The sequence below is a fragment of the Sandarakinorhabdus sp. genome (genome assembly GCF_041689835.1).
Classification (GTDB): Bacteria; Pseudomonadota; Alphaproteobacteria; order Sphingomonadales; family Sphingomonadaceae; genus Sandarakinorhabdus.
In genome coordinates this window covers 1-16761 of sequence record NZ_JBDNFM010000077.1, presented here as the reverse complement: position 1 = coordinate 16761, position 16761 = coordinate 1, and the positions used below count along the sequence as shown (strand labels likewise).

The following is a 16761-nucleotide window of genomic DNA, read 5'->3' as shown; positions in this document are numbered from 1 at the left end:
TGCTCAACGACATGGCGGTGTCGGGTTTTCGCAGTTTTGCCCGCCTGTCGCCGCCGCTGCGTGACGAACGCGATCGGCTGGCCGCCATCGAGGGCGTGCGCTCCGGCGTCATCACCATATTGTCGTCCGGTCACGATCCGCAAAGCCAGGAAGACAAGCGCCAGCCTTTCGCCGATGCCCGCGCCGGCATGGCGGGCGCGCAAACCCTGTTGGCGCTGGGCCTTGGCCTGGTGCGCGACGGCGTGATCGATCTGCCCCGGTTGGTGGCCATGCTGAGCCTCAATCCGGCCCGCCGCTTTGGGCTTGTCGCCGGAACGCTGCAACTTGGCGCACCAGCAGACCTTGTGGTCTTTGACGAAGCCGCGCCGTGGCGTATCGACGGCCGCAAGTTTCACGGATCCGGCAACACGCCCTTTGATGGTTTGCCCACCGCCGGCATCGTGCGCATGACAATCAAGGGCGGCGATGCCGGTTGGGAGGACTGGGTTTGGCGGGCGTGAAGGCAATTGGTGCACTGCTGGTGCTGGCCCTGATGGCCGGCGACCCGGCACTGGCCGCTCCCCGCAAGAAAAAAGGCAAGCGCGTGCGCGCCAGCCGGCCGGTGGCTGCCGCCCCGGTGCGCGCCACGCCGCCGCCGCCATCTGTGCGCCAGGGCGTGGAATTGTGGCGCGCCAGCAAGTGGGATCAGGCCGTCGCCATGTGGCAGCCGTTTGCCGAAAACGGTGATGCCGATGCCATCTTCAACATGGGCCAAGCCTATAAACTCGGCCGCGGCGTGGCGCTGGACAAGGCCACTGCCAGCGACTGGTACCGCCGCGCCGCCGTCAAAGGCCATCTGCCGGCGCAGGCCAATCTGGGCATATTGCTGTTCCAGGCCACGCAAAAGGCCGAAGCCGTGCGCTGGCTCAAGGCCGCCGCCGATCGCGGCGAAATGCGCGCCCAATATGTGCTGGGCATCGTGCACTGGAACGGCGACGGTGCCGGCAAATCGCTGCCGCTGGCCTATGCCTATCTGGTGCGCGCCGCCGCCCAAGGGCTGCCTGAAGCCACCAAGGCGCTGAACGAACTTTCGCAGGTAATCCAGCCGCTTGACCGCGCCAACGGCTGGCAGATCGCCACCGCACTGGCCAATGGCAGCGGCGTTCCGGCGCAATTCCAGCCCGGAATACAGCCGCCCCCGATGATGGCCGTCACCACGCCAACGCCGCCCGTGGTGGTGGCCAGCGCACCTGAAGCGCCGCTGGGCAGCAGCACCGCCGCGCTCAATGCCGCCGCGTTGAAAGCCGCCGATGCCGGCGCCAATGCCGCTGAAGGCGCCGCCGAAAACGCGCAAAACCCGCCGCCCGCCGGCGACCCGCCGCGCCCGCCAGCCCCCGCCGCCAGCACACCCCCATTGGCCCCGCCCACCGCGCGCCCGGCGCGTGTGATCGACCGCGCCGCCGAAGCGGCTGCGGAAAAGAAAGCCGCCGCCGCCGAAGCTGTCGCCGAAGCTGCTGCCGAAAAACGCGCTGCCGAAAAGAAACTGGCCGCCAAGAAAGCCGCCGAACAAAAAGCCGCCGAGGCCAAGGAAACCGGCTGGCGCATCCAGCTCGGTTCCTACCCCACCCAGACAAGCGCCGTGCAGGCCTGGACCAAGCTCGCCGCCGCCAACAAAAAAGCCACCAAGGGCCTCAACCCCCACGTCTCCAAATATGGCACACTTTACCGCCTGCAAGTCGGCGCCTTCCCCACCCGCGAAGAAGCCCGCGACGGCTGCAAAACCCTGGAAATCGGCAAGAACGGCTGCTTCGCGCTCAATATCGAGTAAGCGGGCCGGCCCAACCACATCACCGCGTTACCTCGGCGAAACCCGGGGTCGTCACCCACGCCTCGGGCTCAGCACAAGAAAACAGGCCTCCGGCGGGTAGGGTCGCCGACCCTGCACCCGTTCGTTTCAGTGCGCCCCGCCTCAAAAGCGTCCGCCATCCTGGCGCAGGCCAGCGTTTGCGGCGGACAAGCGGGACGGTTGCAACGTGGGTTCTGTCCCAAACGAAAGTGGGTGCAGGGCCTCAGGCCCTGCCCGCCGGAGGCTACCCCTTCACTTCGCCGTCAAGCCGCCGCTTGCGCTGCCATTCCCGGCCATTTCGCCCACAGCGCCGCCCGGCGGGTCGCCACTTCACCGCGGGCCTTGTGCTTCACCGGGCCGAAACCGCGCACGTCCATCGGCAGTTTGGCGATGGCCAGTGCCAGCCCGATGTTGGCGGGGTTCACTTGCGCGAACAGGCGGTTCACTTCGGCCTCGTATGCCGCGATATCGGCGCGTTCGGTGCGGCGTTCTTCGGTGTAGCCGAACACATCGAGCCCGCTGCCGCGCAGGCGCTTGCCTTTGGCGAGCACGCCGAACGCTTTGAAAATCCACGGGCCAAAGCTGATTTTCTTGGGCCGCCCAGTGGCGGGATCGGTGCGAGTGATCAGCGGCGGGGCCAGCAGGAGCCGCGGTTTTCCGCCGGCGAATTGCGCCGCATAAGCTGCTTCGAAACGGCCATCGCTGTAGAGGCGCGCCACTTCATATTCGTCCTTGTAGGCCATCAGCTTGTACAGGCTTTTGGCCACCGCTTCGCCCAGGGCATCGCCGCCGGCAGCGCGGGCCTTGTCGGTCACGGCGCGGAATCGCTGCGCATAGGCGGCGTCTTGATACAGGATCAGATCGGCTTCGCGCTTGGCGATCATCTCGTCCAGCGTGGCGGCTGGCGGTTCCGGTTGCGGTCCACGCGTGGCTTCCACCAGCGCCAGCACCTGATCGGGCCGCTCGGCCAGCAGGCGGCCCAGGCCAAAGGCACGCAGGTTGAACGGAATGGCGACGCCGTTGAGTTCGATCGCCGCTTCGATGCTGGCACGCCCAAGCGGGATCAGGCCTTTTTGCCAGGCATAGCCCATCAGCAATATATTGCTGCCAATGGCATCGCCCAGCAGCGCGGTTGCCACGGTATCGGCGGCGATGAAATCGCAGGCGCCCGGGTTGGATGCCTTGCGGATGGCGCGTTCCACCTGCGCGGAACGGAAATCGAAATCGCGGTTGCGCACGAAATCGGATGTAGGCGCGATATCGGCGTTGGCGATCACCGCGGTGCGGCCGGGCACCATCAGCGTTTGCGTCGGCTTGTCGGCGGCTACCACAGCATCGCAGGCCAGCACCAGATCGGCGCTGCCGGCCATGATCCGCGGCGACAGCAGATCGTTGTTGGACTGCGCGATACGCACGTGGGCGTAAACCGCGCCGCCTTTTTGTGCCAGGCCGGCCATATCGGCGGTGGTGCTGGCCAGGCCTTCGATATGCGCCGCCGTGCCGAGCAGCGCCGACACAGTGAGCACGCCGGTGCCGCCGATACCCGTCACCATCACGTTATAGCCATGGCCAGCAGCCGGCACGTGCGGTTCGGGCAGGCCATCGGTGCTGAATTCCGCCTTGGATTTCTTCAGCTGGGCATCATCCACGGTTACAAAGCTTGGGCAGAAGCCCTTGATGCAGCTGTAATCCTTGTTGCAGCTCGATTGGTTGATGCGGCGCTTGCGGCCAAATTCGGTTTCCACTGGTTCAACCGAAACGCAATTGGATTGCACCGAACAATCGCTGCACCCTTCGCAGGTGGCGGTGTTGATGAAGATGCGCCGCGCCGGATCGACCAGCTGGCCCCTTTTGCGGCGGCGGCGCTTTTCGGCCGCACACGTCTGATCGAAAATGATAACCGTGCAGCCGGGCGTGGCGGCGAATTCCTGGCTGATGTTTTCCAGTTCACCGCGATCGAGCAGCCGCACGCCGCCGGGCAGGGTGATGTTTTTGTAGCGCTCCACATCCTCGGTCAGCACCACGACCTTTTTGGCGTGTTCGGCCAGCATCTGCGCTGCGATCTGGTCAACACTCAGCTCGCCGTCGTGTTTCTGCCCGCCGGTCATGGCGACGGCGTCGTTGAACAGGATCTTGTAAGTGATGTTGACGCCCGCCGCGATCGACTGGCGAATGGCGAGCAGGCCGCTGTGGAAATAGGTGCCGTCACCGACGTTGGCAAACACATGGTTTTCGCCAACGAACGGCGCTTCGCCAACCCAGGTCACGCCTTCGCCGCCCATCTGGGTGAAGGTTTCGGCGCGGTCCATCCACAGCGCCATGATGTGGCAGCCGATCCCCGCCAACGCGCGCTGGCCTTCGGGGGCCTTGGTCGAGGTGTTGTGCGGGCAGCCCGAACAGAAATACGGGCTGCGCTTGACCGGCGTGACGTGCGCGGCAGCCTTGCCGGCCTGATCGCGGAAAAAGGCCAGCGCGGCGCGAATGCGGTCGGTATCGTGGAAATGCTGCAACCGCGCTGCAATCACGTGCGCGATGACGCCGGGTGAAAGTTCGTTGTCCGGGGAAAGCAGCCATTCGCCGGTCTCGTCATGCTTGCCGACCACACGCGGGCGCACGGATTCGCGCCAGTTGTACAATTGCCATTTCAGCTGATGTTCGACGAACTCGCGCTTTTCCTCGATGACGAGGACTTCCTCAAGTCCCTCGGCAAAGGCGCGCATGCCATCGGGTTCCAGCGGCCACGGCATGCCGACCTTGTACACTTTCAAGCCGATATCGGCCGCCACGCGCGCATCGATGCCCAGTTCGTGCAGTGCTTCCATGGTGTCGGCATAGGCTTTGCCCGTCGAAACGATGCCGATGCGCGGGCGCGGCGAATCCCACACCACGCGGTCGATGCCGTTGGCCTTGGCAAAGGCCATCGCGGCAAAGCCCTTGTAGCGTTGCAGGCGGGTGTCTTCCTCGCGCCAGATGTCGCTGGGCCGGATGTGCACGCCGCCATCGGGGAATTCGAACTGCGGAATGATGATGCCGCGGTTTTCGTTTGCCAGATCGACGGTGGCGCTGGTTTCCACCGTGTCGGCGGTGGCCTTGAAGCCCACCCAGGTGCCGGCAAAGCGGCTCATCGCCAGCCCGAGCAGGCCATATTCGACAAATTCATGCACACTGGCCGGCGCCAGGAACGGCACAAAAGCCGCCTGGAAATTATGGTCACTCTGGTGCGGCAGCGTCGATGATTTGGCGCCGTGATCATCGCCCACCACAGCCAGCACGCCGCCGTATTGCGAGGTGCCGGCCGCATTGGCGTGCTTGATCACATCCATCGCGCGGTCAAGCCCGGGGCCCTTGCCGTACCAGATGCCGAACACACCATCGTGCAACGCCTTGGGGTTGAGCGCGACATGCTGGCTGCCCCACACTGCGGTGGCGCCCAGTTCCTCGTTGATGCCGGGAACGAAGTGAATATCCTGTTCTTTCAGGAATTTCTTGGCGCGCCACAGTTCCTGATCATAACCGCCCAGCGGCGAACCGCGATAGCCCGATATGAAGCCGGCGGTGTTCAGCCCGGCAGCGGCATCGCGGCGCTTTTGCACCAGCGGCAGCCTGACAAGGGCTTGCACGCCCGACATGAACACGCGCCCCTCAAGCAGGCGGTACTTGTCTTCCAGGGAGACAGGCGGCAGGCCAACGACCATCGATCATGCTCTTTTTGTGCAACTGCGAGATGGGTCAATAATACTGTCCTTTCTGGACCAGCGCAAGAGCACCGGGCCGCGACAATATGCAGGGGGCTTGCGGCAACGGAGTCGCATGATGGTTTCAATATTTATGTTTATGGTTAAGAGGGGGATATTGGTCTCCTTTCCAGACAAGGAAGCTTTTGATGTTCAAATCCATCTTGACGGGTGCCGCGTTGCTGCTCGTCGCCGCCACGCCGGCGGCTGCCATCACGTTTCGCGGCAGCTTTTCCGGCGCCAACGAAGTCCCGGTCCGCAACAGCGCCGGCACCGGCATCGGTGATTTCCGGGTCAGTGACGACAATCGCTTTGCGACTGTCCAGATCAACTTCACCAACCTGAGCGCACCCCTCACCGGGGCCCACCTTCACTGCTGCAGTTTGCCGACAGCCAACAGCGGCGTTGCCATCAATTTTGCACCGCCATCGATCAGCAGTGGTTCGATCACCCGCCTGTTCGATCTCACGCTCAGCTCCACCTACGGCGCTGCGTTCTTGAGCGGCAGCGGCGGCACCGCAGCCGGCGCTCAGGCCCGTCTGCTGGCCGGCCTGAACAACGGCCAGGGCTATTTCAACCTCCACACCGCCAACTTCCCGGGCGGTGAAATTCGCGCCAACCTGAGCGCCATCCCCGAGCCGTCGAGCTGGGCGATGCTGATTGCCGGCTTTGGCCTGGTTGGTGTCACGCTGCGCCGCCGCCGCGTGGTTGCTGCCTGATTGTTTCCTGCCTGATTGACGCGTGATCGGCTGGCCGGGCAATCGCTCGGCCAGCCGATTGCCCTTTACGGACGCAGCTGTGCTAGCGTGCAGCCGTGATGCTCACGGTGGCCAGCTACAATATCCACAAGGCTGTTGGCACCGATGGCCGCTGCAACCCGCAGCGCATCCTGGATGTGCTGGATGAAATCGGCGCCGACGTGGCGGTGCTGCAGGAAGCCGATACACGGCTTGGTCTGCGCACTTCGGTGTTGCCGGAAAACCTGCTGGCCGCGCGCGGCTGGCAAGCGGCGCCGCTGGGCCAGCAACATCACGAAGGCCGCGCCGCGCTGGGCTGGCATGGCAACGCTGTGCTGCTGCGCGGCGATGTGCGCCTCACCCACAGCCACCGCATCACGTTGCCGTGCCTCGAACCGCGCGGGGCGGTGCTGGCCGATGTGGCTTATGGCAACCATGTGCTGCGACTGGTTGGCGCGCATCTTGATCTTTCGGGCCTGGCGCGGGCGCGGCAGATGCAGGCCATCATCGATGCGGCGGCAAAGGCGCCGGGCAATCCGCCGGAACTGGTGATGGGTGATTTCAATGAATGGCGCCGCGGCGGGGCGGCGCTGGCCGTGCTGGCCCGGCACTGGCGCGAAGTCGCGCTGGGGCCAAGTTTCCCTTCGCGATTGCCGCTGGGCCGGCTGGACCGGGCCTTTGCCCATCCGGCGCTGGCGGTGGCGGCAGCAGCGGTGCACGCCACCCCGCTGGCGCGCACCGCATCGGATCATTTGCCAATCTGGGTGCGGCTGGGCGCATGACGGCGGCGCTGGCCACGCTGTGCAGCGCACGCCCCGGCCAAACCGGCGTGCAATTGCTGGATGATGGCCCGGCGGCGCTGGCGGTGCGTCTGCACATCGTGCGCCGCGCGCGGCGCAGCATCGATGTACAATATTATATCTGGCGCGATGATGTGGCGGGCCGGCTGCTGCTTGATGAGCTGGCGGCGGCGGCAGCGCGCGGGGTGAAGGTGCGGCTGCTGATGGATGATTTCGGCTGCGCGGCGGCGGAACATCTGGCGGCGGCGCTGCCCGGCCTTGAGGTGCGGATGTTCAACCCCGCCCGCCTGCGCTGGCCGCGCTGGCCCAACGCCATCTTCGATTTTTCGCGCCTCAACCGCCGCATGCACAACAAAAGCCTGACGGTAGACGAAATCGCCACGGTGATCGGCGGGCGCAACATCGGCGATGAATATTTCGATGCCGGCCACGCGGAAATGGCCGCCGATCTTGATGTGCTCGCCATCGGCGCTATCGCCGGCGAAGTGGCAGCGAATTTTCAGCTTTACTGGGATTTCCCCGCCGCCGTGCCGCTCGCCCGGTTGGCGGCGCCCGCTGCGGCCGCGCTTGCCCCTGCCCCCCTCTGCGGCCGGCGCCGCGCCTATCTGGCAGCAGCAGAAAACCCCGCCACGCTGGCCCTCGTCGACGAAGCGCAGGATTTTACCTGGGCCAGCGTGACGATGCTCAGTGATCCGCCGGAAAAGATCAGCGGTAACTGTGCCGAAGACCGCTTGATGCTGCCGCAATTGCTGGCGGCAATGGCGTGGGCAAAACAGCGCCTGCTGCTGGTTTCGGCCTATTTCGTGCCCACGCCGGCCAGCCAGGCGTTGCTTTGTGGGTTGGTCGAGCGCGGCGTGCAGGTTGATGTGCTGACCAACTCGCTGTTGTCCAACAATGTTGTGCTGGTTCACGCCTTTTATGCGCCGTGGCGCGCGGCGCTGTTGGCGGCCGGGGTGCGGCTGTGGGAAATGCGCGGCACCAGCGGTGACCGGGTCTCGTTTGGCCTGATCCCGCGCCGCCTGCGCCGCCGCCGCGCCGCTGCCAGCTTCTTCCGCGCCAGCGCATCGGAACTCCACGCCAAAAGCTTCATCACCGATGGCCGCTGGTTGTTTGTCGGTTCGATGAACTTTGATCCGCGTTCGTGGCGGCTCAACACCGAACTGGGCTTCCTGATCGATTCGCCAGTGCTGGCAAAGCGGCTGGAAACCGCGCTGGACGACGGGCTGCCGCGCTTTGCCTGGCGGCTGGAAGCGCACGGCGGCGCACTGGCGTGGTGCGAAGATGACCATCTGATCCAGCCCGAACCCGGCACCACCTCCCTGCAACGCGCGGCGCTGTGGCTGCTTGGCCGGCTGCCGCTGGGGCATTTGTTCTGAGCACGTCTGGCGATTGAGCCGGCAGGCCATGTCTGCCACACTCTGCACGTTTCGGGGGGCGGGGGAGACAGACAATGGCGATCCGCAATGCTGCACTCGCTGTTCGTGCCGGATTTCTGCTGGCCGCCGGGCTGCTGCCGATCACGGCTCAGCCTGATGCCGGTTACGCCCCGGCGCTGCTCGATGCACTCGATCCCACCCGCATTGCCGAAGCGTTGTGCGGCCCCGGTGCCAGCCCGATGAACCCGGTGCGCGCGCTGCTGGCCGCCGCCGCCGTCGCCGCGCCTGCCAGCCGCACCGGCGCCATCCCGTTCTATCCAGATCTGGCGCGCGCTGCGGTTCCGTCTGCCAGCCCCAATGCCCGGGCACAGCGCTGGTTCGCGCAGGGATTGATGCTCAGCTACGGTTTCAACCATGCTGGGGCGGTGGCTTCGTTCCGCCGCGCCCAAGCGCTCGATCTCGCGTGTGCGCTGTGCTGGTGGGGCGAGGCGATGGCGCTGGGGCCCAACATCAATGCGCCGATGGACGGGCGCGATCGCGGCGCGGCGCTGGCAGCGCTGGAACGCGCTGCGGCGCTGAAGGCCGGCGCGTCACCAGTGGCGCAGGCGCTGATCGGCGCACTGGCGGCGCGCTATTCGCGTGATGACACGGCCGATCGCGCCGCCCTCGATGCGGCCTACGCCGATGCCATGCTCGCTGTCGCCGCCCGCTACCCCACGGACGACGACGTTGCCGTACTGACCGCCGAAGCCGTGATGGACACCAGCCCGTGGAATTACTGGCAGCCCGACGGCAAAACCCCCATCGGCCGCAGCGGGGAGGCGGTGCGCCTGCTGGAAATCGTGCAGGCGCGCACCCCCGGCCACCCGCAGGCCGCGCATCTCTATGTCCACATGCTCGAAGCCTCCGATCCGGCGCGGGCCGAAGCTGCGGCCGATCGGCTGGCGGCGGGGCGGGTTGGCGGTGCCGGGCACCTGCTGCACATGCCCTCGCACATCTGGCATTTGCGCGGGCGTTACAGCGATTCAATCCGCGCCAACATCGCTGGCGCCCGCGCCGATGAGGCCTATATCCGCGCCACCGGCGACCGCAGCCTGGTGCGCTATGGCTATCACCCGCACAATGTCCATTTCATCGTCACATCGGCGATGATGGCCGGCGACATCGGCACCGCCCGGCGCGAGGCGCAGCGGCTGCGCAGCCTGATGGACGGCGAAACCTCCGCGCGCATCGGCTGGATTCAGGCCATCGACGCCGCGCCTTATCAGGTGATGGCGCAGTTCGCCGCGCCCGAAGAATTGCTGGCGATGCCCGCCCCCGATGCGCGGCTGCCGCTGGCCGCTGCCATGTATCATTATGCCCGGGCCGTGGCCCACGCCGCCCGCCGCGACGAACCTGGATTTGCCGCCGAACTCACCGCGATCCGCGCGCAAGAACGCAGCCCCGGCATGGCCATGCTCACGCAGCAGGCCGTGCCCGCTGCCAGCCTGCTGGCGCTCGCTGCGGCAGCGGCGCGCGGGCGCTGGGCAATGGCACAGGGGGACTACGCCGGGGCCGCCGCGCATTTCCGCGCCGCCGCCGCCATCGAAGCCAGCCTGCCCTATATCGAACCGCCATTCTGGCACTATCCCATCAGCCAGTCGCTGGGGGCGGCGCTGCATCTGGCTGGCGATCAGGCCGGGGCCAGTGCCGCCTTCCGCGCTGCCCTGGTCCGCGCGCCGGGCAATGGCTGGGCGCTGTTCGGCCTGGCCCGCAGCGAAGCCGCCGCCGGCCACAAGCCCGAAGCCGCGGCCGCCACGCGCGCTTTCCGCCGCGCCTGGGCCGGGGATATGCGCTGGCTCAAGGTCGAACGCTTGTAGGGGTTTCGCACTGCCGCGCTTTGGCGCATCACTGGACGGCAAATCGGGGGGCATCATGCACGGCACACTTACAAGGCGTTTGCGGGCCGCGCTGGCCGCCGGCACCATTTTGTTGCCGGTCACGGCGGCGGCCTCCACCTTGATAACAGGCGCTACCGTCCACGACGGATCGGGCGCCCCCGCCCGGCAGGTTTCGGTGCGCATCGACCAGGATCGCATCACCGCCATCGGCGCGCTGCGGGCACGCAAAGGCGAAACCGTCATCCGCGCCGGCGGGTTGGTACTGGCACCGGGTTTCATCGACAGCCACAGCCACCATGACCGCACCGACTATGAAACGCGCGCCATGGAGCCGCTGCTGGCGCAAGGCGTCACCACCATTGTCGTCGGCCAGGACGGCGCCAGCGACGCGCCCTTTGCCGACGTCGCCGCCAAATTCACAGCGCGCCCCGCCGCCGTCAACGTCGCCTCCTACACCGGCCACGGTTTCCTGCGCGACCGGGTACTGGGCGCCGACTACAAACGCACTGCCACCCCCGCCGAAGTGCAGGCGATGCAGGCACTGCTGGCCGCAGATCTCACGGCCGGATCATTGGGGCTGTCCACCGGCCTTGAATATGATCCCGGCATCTATTCCAACCGCGCTGAAGTGTTGGCGCTGGCCCGCACTGCCGGGGCTGGCGGCGGCAATTACATGAGCCACATGCGCAGCGAGGATGTCGCCTTCGACGATGCGCTGGATGAACTGCTCGATATCGGCGCAAAAACCGGCGTCCCGGTACAAATCTCGCACATCAAGCTGGGCATCGTCGATCGCTGGGGCGAGGCCAAGGCCGTGCTCGCCAAGCTTGATGCCGCCCGGATGCGCGGTATCAAGGTGACGGCCGATGTTTACCCATATGAATATTGGCAATCGACGCTGACCGTGCTGTTCCCCAGCCGAGATTTCACTGATCTCGCCGCCAGCCGCTTTGCGCTCACCCACCTCACCACGCCGGCGGGCATGCTGCTGGGCTTTTACGCGCCCGATCCGTCACTGGTCGGCAAGACCATCGCCGATATTGCCGTGCTGCGCGGGGAAGAGCCGGCGGTCACCTACCTGTGGCTGATCAACAACGCGCAGGCGTGGAAAGCTGCCCACCCGGAGGCCTCGCGCGTTGAATCGGTGATCGGCACCGCCATGGCCCCGGCCGACATTGCCGATTTCATTGCCTGGCCGCACAGCATGCTGTGTTCCGATGGCGGCATCGGCGGGCTGCATCCGCGCGGTTACGGCGCCTTCGGCCGCATGGTGCGTGTTTATGTGCGCGAACAACACCGCCTCACCCTGGCGCAGGCCGTCCACAAGATGAGCGGGCAATCCGCCGCCCAGCTTGGCCTGAAACAGCGCGGGCTGATCCGCCCCGGCTACAAGGCCGATCTGGTGCTGTTCGATCCGGAGCGCTTTGCCGACAAGGCCACCGTGGCGCAGCCAGGTGCGCTGGCGGTCGGCATGGCCACCGTCATCGTTGGCGGCGAGATCGTTTATCGCCGCGGTAAACCCACTGGCGTCTATCCCGGCCAGTTCCTCAGGCGCGGGCAGGCTTGATGTACCGCCGCGCGTTTCTGGCCGGAGCGGCGGCACTGGCGGCCACCCGCGCCGCCGCCGCGCCGGTGTTGGCCGCCGACAATTTCGGCCTTACCCCCGCCAAGGCCGCACGCCGCAACGGCTGGATCGAGGTGGATGCCGCTGCCTTCGAAACCAATATCGACACGGCGCGCGCCGTCCTCGGCCCCGCCAGCCTGTGCGCGGTGATGAAGGCCGACGCATACGGCAATGGCATCGCGCTGCTCATCCCGTCGATCATCGCCAAGCGCGTCAGCGATGTCGCCATCACCTCCAACGACGAAGCCCGCGTCGCCCGCCAATTGGGCTATCGCGGCCGCCTGCAACGCATCCGCGCCGCCACCCAGGACGAGATGGCCGACGGCCTGCGTTGGCGCATCGAGGAATTGATCGGCAACCCCGAAGCCGCCGCCGGCCTCGCGGCGCTGTGGCAGCGGCACGGCAGTTCACGCGCTCTGCCCGTCCACCTCGCGCTCAACGCCGGCGGCATGTCGCGCAACGGCATCGAGCTTTCTTCCCATTACGGCAAGGCCGATGCCCGCGCGCTGCTGGCCTTGCCCGGCCTGCACATTCGCGGCGTGATGACCCATTATCCCAGCGAAGACCCTGCCGACATCCTCGCCCAATTGCAGCAGTTCCAAGCCGATATGGCGTGGCTCCTAGGGCAGGGGCTCAATACCGCCAGCCTCGTCCGCCACACCGCCAACAGCTTCGCCGCGCTCCAGCACCTCACGACGCGCCTCGACATGGCGCGCATCGGCGGGCTGCTTTATGGCGATCCCGGCTCGGTCAAAACCGATCGTTTCATCCCCACCATGGCGATCAAATCGCGGGTGGCCGCCGTCAATCACTATCCCGCCGGGCAAACGGTGAATTACGACCGCACTTACCGGCTGGAACGCGAATCCTGGCTGGCCAACGTGCCGCTCGGCTATTCGGACGGTGTACGCCGCAGCTTCGGCCACGCCAACCAGCCCGCTTTCGTCGCCGAAACCCGCAACAACACCCAGGTGCTGATCGGCGGCCAGCGCTATCCCGTGGTTGGACGCGTCACGATGAACACGCTGATGGTTGACGTCACGCACGCCCCCGGCAGTGTGCGGCTGGGCGACGAAGTCGTGCTGTTCGGCGCGCAAGCGGCGCAGCGCATCACCCAGGCCGAATTTGAATCCAACGCCGCCGCTTACGCCCCCGAACTCCTCGCCGTCCTTGGCAACAGCCTGCCGCGCGTGTTGATGCCGCGGGCAGTCTGACCCGGCTGGGCCATCGTTGGGCGCCAGCAAGGTCAGCGCGAAACGCCGCCTGTTTGCTGCCCCGCATCGTCCCGCTGCTCGCCGACGAACGGCAGCAAAGCCGCTATGCTAGCGGCAAGATCTGCGTTCCGGAATGGTTTGGTCAACAGCGGCAGGTCCAATGCCATCCCCTCCAGCTTTGCATAGCCCGACACGATCAGAATCGGCATTGCCGGAAAGATGGCACGTGCCTCTCGGGCAAGATCAGTTCCGGTCATTCCGTGCATCAGATGATCGGTGACGAGAATGTTCGGCGCTGTCCCGGCCGCCAAGAGCTGCAACGCCTCCTCTGCCGAACCGGCTTCCACGACGTGGAACCCGAGGTCGGTCAGCATGTCTGCGATGCTCATGCGCACCAGCACTTCGTCGTCGACCAGCAGCGCGACCCCGCGATCGGCGCACGGAGGGGCAACAGCGGCAGGCGCTTGCCCGGCACAGATTTCGGCGGTGCTTATTGGCAGCCAGAGTTCAATTGTCGTGCCTTTGCCCGGCGCGCTGTCGATTGTCAGTCCGCCGCCAAGCTGCGCTGCAAGGCCGTGGACCATGGACAACCCCAGGCCCGTTCCCTTGCCGATACCCTTGGTCGAGAAAAATGGTTCGACCGCACGTTCGCGCGTCGCATCATCCATGCCTGCCCCTGTATCGACGATGCACAGCAACACATAATGCCCCGTAGCCAAACCCAGCGCGTTACCTTGGCGCGCACTTTGACGCTTTGCCGTGATGGAAAATGTACCGCCGTCGGGCATGGCATCGCGCGCGTTCACCGCCAGGTTGAGAAGCGCCATTTCGAGCTGGTTGGGATCGGCGTTGGCGGGCGGCAGACCGGGGCCGATATCGGCATGCAATTTGATCGTCGGACCAAGCGTCGTTTCGAGCAGGCCGGCCATGCCTGCGACCAGATTGGAAATATCCACAGCGACCGGCTGCAGCGGCTGGCGGCGCGAAAACGCGAGCAGGCTCTGGACCAGGATCGTTGCGCGTTCGGCCGATTGCAACGCGCCGTCGATCAGCCGGCGGTCGCGCTCGCTGCTGACCTGTCGGCGACCCAACGTGTCGAGGCCGTAAAGAATCGGGGTGAGAAGATTATTGAAGTCGTGGGCGACACCCCCGGTTAGCAACCCCATCGCCTCCATTTTCTGGCTTTGCCGAAGTGCCTCCTCGGTCGCCCTCAATCGGCTTTGCTCGCGCAGCCGTTCGGACACGTCTGACACGAACTGATAGGCCCCGACCACCCCGCCATCGGCGCCGCGCAACACGCGAAACCGCATCTCGTAATGCGGGCGGTCGATCGCGGGATCGCCGAATGCGTCGATCTCGACAAATTCTTCCCCGCCGAGCGCACGCGACCAGACCGCCTCGACGGCCGCGCGGTCGTGGGGGCGGTGTTCCAGCATCGCCAGCATGTTGTCGCCCGCTTCGGGCAGGCGCACGCCGAAGATACGGGCAAATTCGTCTGCCGCTGCTCGGTTGATCGCCAACCAGTTGAAACTGCAATCAGCGACCTGAACCAGGATGTCGCTGCCTTCAATGACCTCTGCGAGTACCCGTTGCTCGGCGAGCGCTTCGGCGACCCGCCGCTCCAGCGTCTCGTTCAAATCCTTGAGCCGCGCCTCGCTGGCGCGCAGCGCAGCCTGGGCGCGGTATTCCTCGGTGACTTCTGGCGCTTTGGATGATCGCTTCCACGTCGCCGTTCTCGTCCAGAATGGGAGTGTTGAACGGGCTCCACCACCGCGCTTCGTACGTGCCGTCCGGCCGCGCGACGTCGTATCGCAAGTTTTGCAGGTGGTCGGGCAGGCGCGTCGCAACCACCCGCTCCAGCGAGGTGCGCACGGGGTTCACGCCGCCAACGACTTCATCGTCAGGATTGTCGGGAAAAGCATCAAACACGCCGCGTCCGACCAGTTCCGCGCGCGTTCGCACGGTGGTGGCAAGATAGGCGTTGTTCACGTCGGTGATGGTGAAATGCGGGGCGTTGGGCGCAAGAACAAGAAACGCTGCGGGCGAAGCCTCGAACAGGCGCGTGAAACTTCGATCCGCCTTGACGCGCGCCGTGACGTCGCTTGCCGTTCCGAACCACTCGGTGATCTCTCCGGCGTCGTTGACCAGCGGGATAGCGCGCGAGAACGTCCAGCCAATCGTGCCATCGGCGCGCAACACCCGGTGCTCGAGTTCAAGGACGCTCTTGGCTGCGACTGCTCGCTCGATCGCTTGGCGAACGCGCGGCTGCTCGTCGGCCGGGATATAGGTTTCGGTCCAGTCCGTTGTTGGCGCATTGGTGTCGACGACCAAGCCCGCGCCGTCCAGATGGCGCATCTCGCGCCCATCGGGACCCATGCGAAAGACGATGTTGGCGGTCGCATTGACGAGCGCCCGAAACCGACCCTCGCTCTCCTGAAGCGCCTTTTGCGTCAGATACGATTCAGTGACGTCATGGCCTACAACAAAAATGCCGGTGACGTTGCCGGCCACGTCCCGGATCGGTTCGTAGATGAAGTTCAGGACGACGTTGCGGCTTGGCTGGTCGGGTGCATCGCGCAGCGTCAGCGCACGGCCTTCGCCCACGAACCGCTTGCCCGTCGCGTAAACGCGGTCCAGCAATTCGTAAGGGCCTTGGATTTCAAGCTCCGGAAAGACTTCGCGCACGGTCAGGCCGAGTACGGCGCGCCGGCCCGCAAGCTGGACATAGGCGTCGTTGACGAACTCCAAGACGTGGTCGGGGCCGGTCATGACGGCGATGAAACCCGGGGCTTTCTCGAACAGCCGCCGCTGGCTTTCGGTTTGCGCCTTCAGCCGCCGCTCGGTGAGCACCGTGCCGGTCGTTTCCGTTCCGGCGCAGAACAGGCCGGCCACCACACCGTCGTCATCGCGCAAGGGCGAATAGGAAAATGTGAACCAGCAGTCTTCTGGATAGCCGTTGCGCTCCAGCACAAGAAGCAGATTTTCCGACCACGTCGCTTCGCCGCCAAGTGCGGCGTTCACCAACGGCTCGACGTCACCCCAAATTTCTGGCCAGACTTCCTTGAACGGCTGACCCAGCGCCCACGGATGTCTCTGTCCGAGCACGGGGCGGTAGGCGTCGTTGTAAAGAAACGCGAGTTCCGGCCCCCAGGCGATGAACATGACGTGCTTGTTGGGGAGGATGAGGCTTAAGGCTGATCGCAGGCTCTGCGGCCAATACTCCGGCGAATCGAGCGGCGAGGTCGACCAGTCGTGGTCGCGCATGAGCGCGCCCATCTCGCCGCCGCTGGCGAGGAATTCTTTGCCATGGTTTGCAACGGCCAAACACACGCTCCCCACCCGAACACATTGATCTTAACGATTAGAAACTTATTTGCACACCAAAGCAACCTTTCGCCGAAAATGAGAGGCTTTCACGACTGCGCGTGACTTATACCAAGTCGCGTTGATCGCGACTCGCGGGGGGATTCCCAAGGGTCTAAAAGTGTGAATCTATGGCGATGTGCTCAGGTAGGACATCGTCATGGGGACTGGGATCGCGCTTCGGGATGATTTTGACGCGGTAAGGCTG

At 65.6% G+C, this 16761-nt stretch carries 11 protein-coding genes; 8 read left to right on the top strand and 3 right to left on the bottom strand.

The features are described 5' to 3' along the window. Together ACESL8_RS03970 and ACESL8_RS03965 are read left to right on the top strand one after the other, a co-directional pair. A partial coding sequence (locus ACESL8_RS03970; RefSeq protein ID WP_372916194.1) for an amidohydrolase family protein occupies window positions 1-500 on the top strand: 500 nt, incomplete at its 5' end. Next, window positions 497-1807, top strand: a complete 1311-nt coding sequence (locus ACESL8_RS03965; RefSeq protein WP_372916192.1) for an SPOR domain-containing protein — start codon at window positions 497-499, stop codon at window positions 1805-1807. The genes ACESL8_RS03970 and ACESL8_RS03965, both read left to right, overlap by 4 nt. 281 nt (window positions 1808-2088) lie before the next feature. Here the strand turns inward: ACESL8_RS03965 and ACESL8_RS03960 are convergent, their stop codons facing one another. Beyond that, entirely contained in the window at window positions 2089-5520 is a 3432-nt protein-coding gene (locus tag ACESL8_RS03960; RefSeq protein ID WP_372916190.1) for an indolepyruvate ferredoxin oxidoreductase family protein, read from the bottom strand. Window positions 5521-5708: 188 nt separating this feature from the next. On the opposite strand from ACESL8_RS03960, the gene ACESL8_RS03955 reads away from it, so the two are divergent. The 6 genes from ACESL8_RS03955 to alr all read left to right on the top strand — a co-directional run bounded on the left by ACESL8_RS03955 (window position 5709) and on the right by alr (window position 13190). Then, window positions 5709-6278: a CHRD domain-containing protein gene (locus tag ACESL8_RS03955; RefSeq protein ID WP_372916188.1), complete on the top strand. Its 570-nt coding sequence runs from the start codon at window positions 5709-5711 to the stop codon at window positions 6276-6278. Window positions 6279-6376: 98 nt separating this feature from the next. Continuing rightward, a complete protein-coding gene (locus tag ACESL8_RS03950) occupies window positions 6377-7078 on the top strand; it encodes an endonuclease/exonuclease/phosphatase family protein (RefSeq protein WP_372916196.1) in 702 nt (233 codons plus the stop codon). Next, on the top strand, window positions 7075-8472 hold the full coding sequence (locus ACESL8_RS03945) for a phospholipase D family protein (RefSeq protein ID WP_372916186.1): 1398 nt from the start codon (window positions 7075-7077) through the stop codon (window positions 8470-8472). Before ACESL8_RS03950 ends, ACESL8_RS03945 begins: the two co-directional genes overlap by 4 nt. 74 nt (window positions 8473-8546) lie before the next feature. Then, window positions 8547-10331, top strand: coding sequence for a hypothetical protein (locus tag ACESL8_RS03940; RefSeq protein WP_372916184.1), 1785 nt, complete (start codon window positions 8547-8549; stop codon window positions 10329-10331). A gap of 55 nt (window positions 10332-10386) precedes the next feature. Then, complete coding sequence (locus tag ACESL8_RS03935; RefSeq protein ID WP_372916182.1) at window positions 10387-11919, top strand: amidohydrolase family protein; 1533 nt, start codon at window positions 10387-10389, stop codon at window positions 11917-11919. Continuing rightward, complete coding sequence (gene alr, locus ACESL8_RS03930; protein WP_372916180.1) at window positions 11919-13190, top strand: alanine racemase; 1272 nt, start codon at window positions 11919-11921, stop codon at window positions 13188-13190. The genes ACESL8_RS03935 and alr overlap by 1 nt, the downstream gene beginning before the upstream one ends. A 32-nt stretch (window positions 13191-13222) precedes the next feature. Here alr and ACESL8_RS03925 read toward each other — a convergent pair whose 3' ends face one another. Beyond that, complete coding sequence (locus ACESL8_RS03925) at window positions 13223-14827, bottom strand: ATP-binding protein (RefSeq protein WP_372916178.1); 1605 nt, start codon at window positions 14825-14827, stop codon at window positions 13223-13225. Then, entirely contained in the window at window positions 14757-16514 is a 1758-nt protein-coding gene (locus tag ACESL8_RS03920) for a PAS domain-containing protein (protein ID WP_372916176.1), read from the bottom strand. The genes ACESL8_RS03925 and ACESL8_RS03920 overlap by 71 nt, the downstream gene beginning before the upstream one ends. Window positions 16515-16761: the final 247 nt, after the last annotated feature.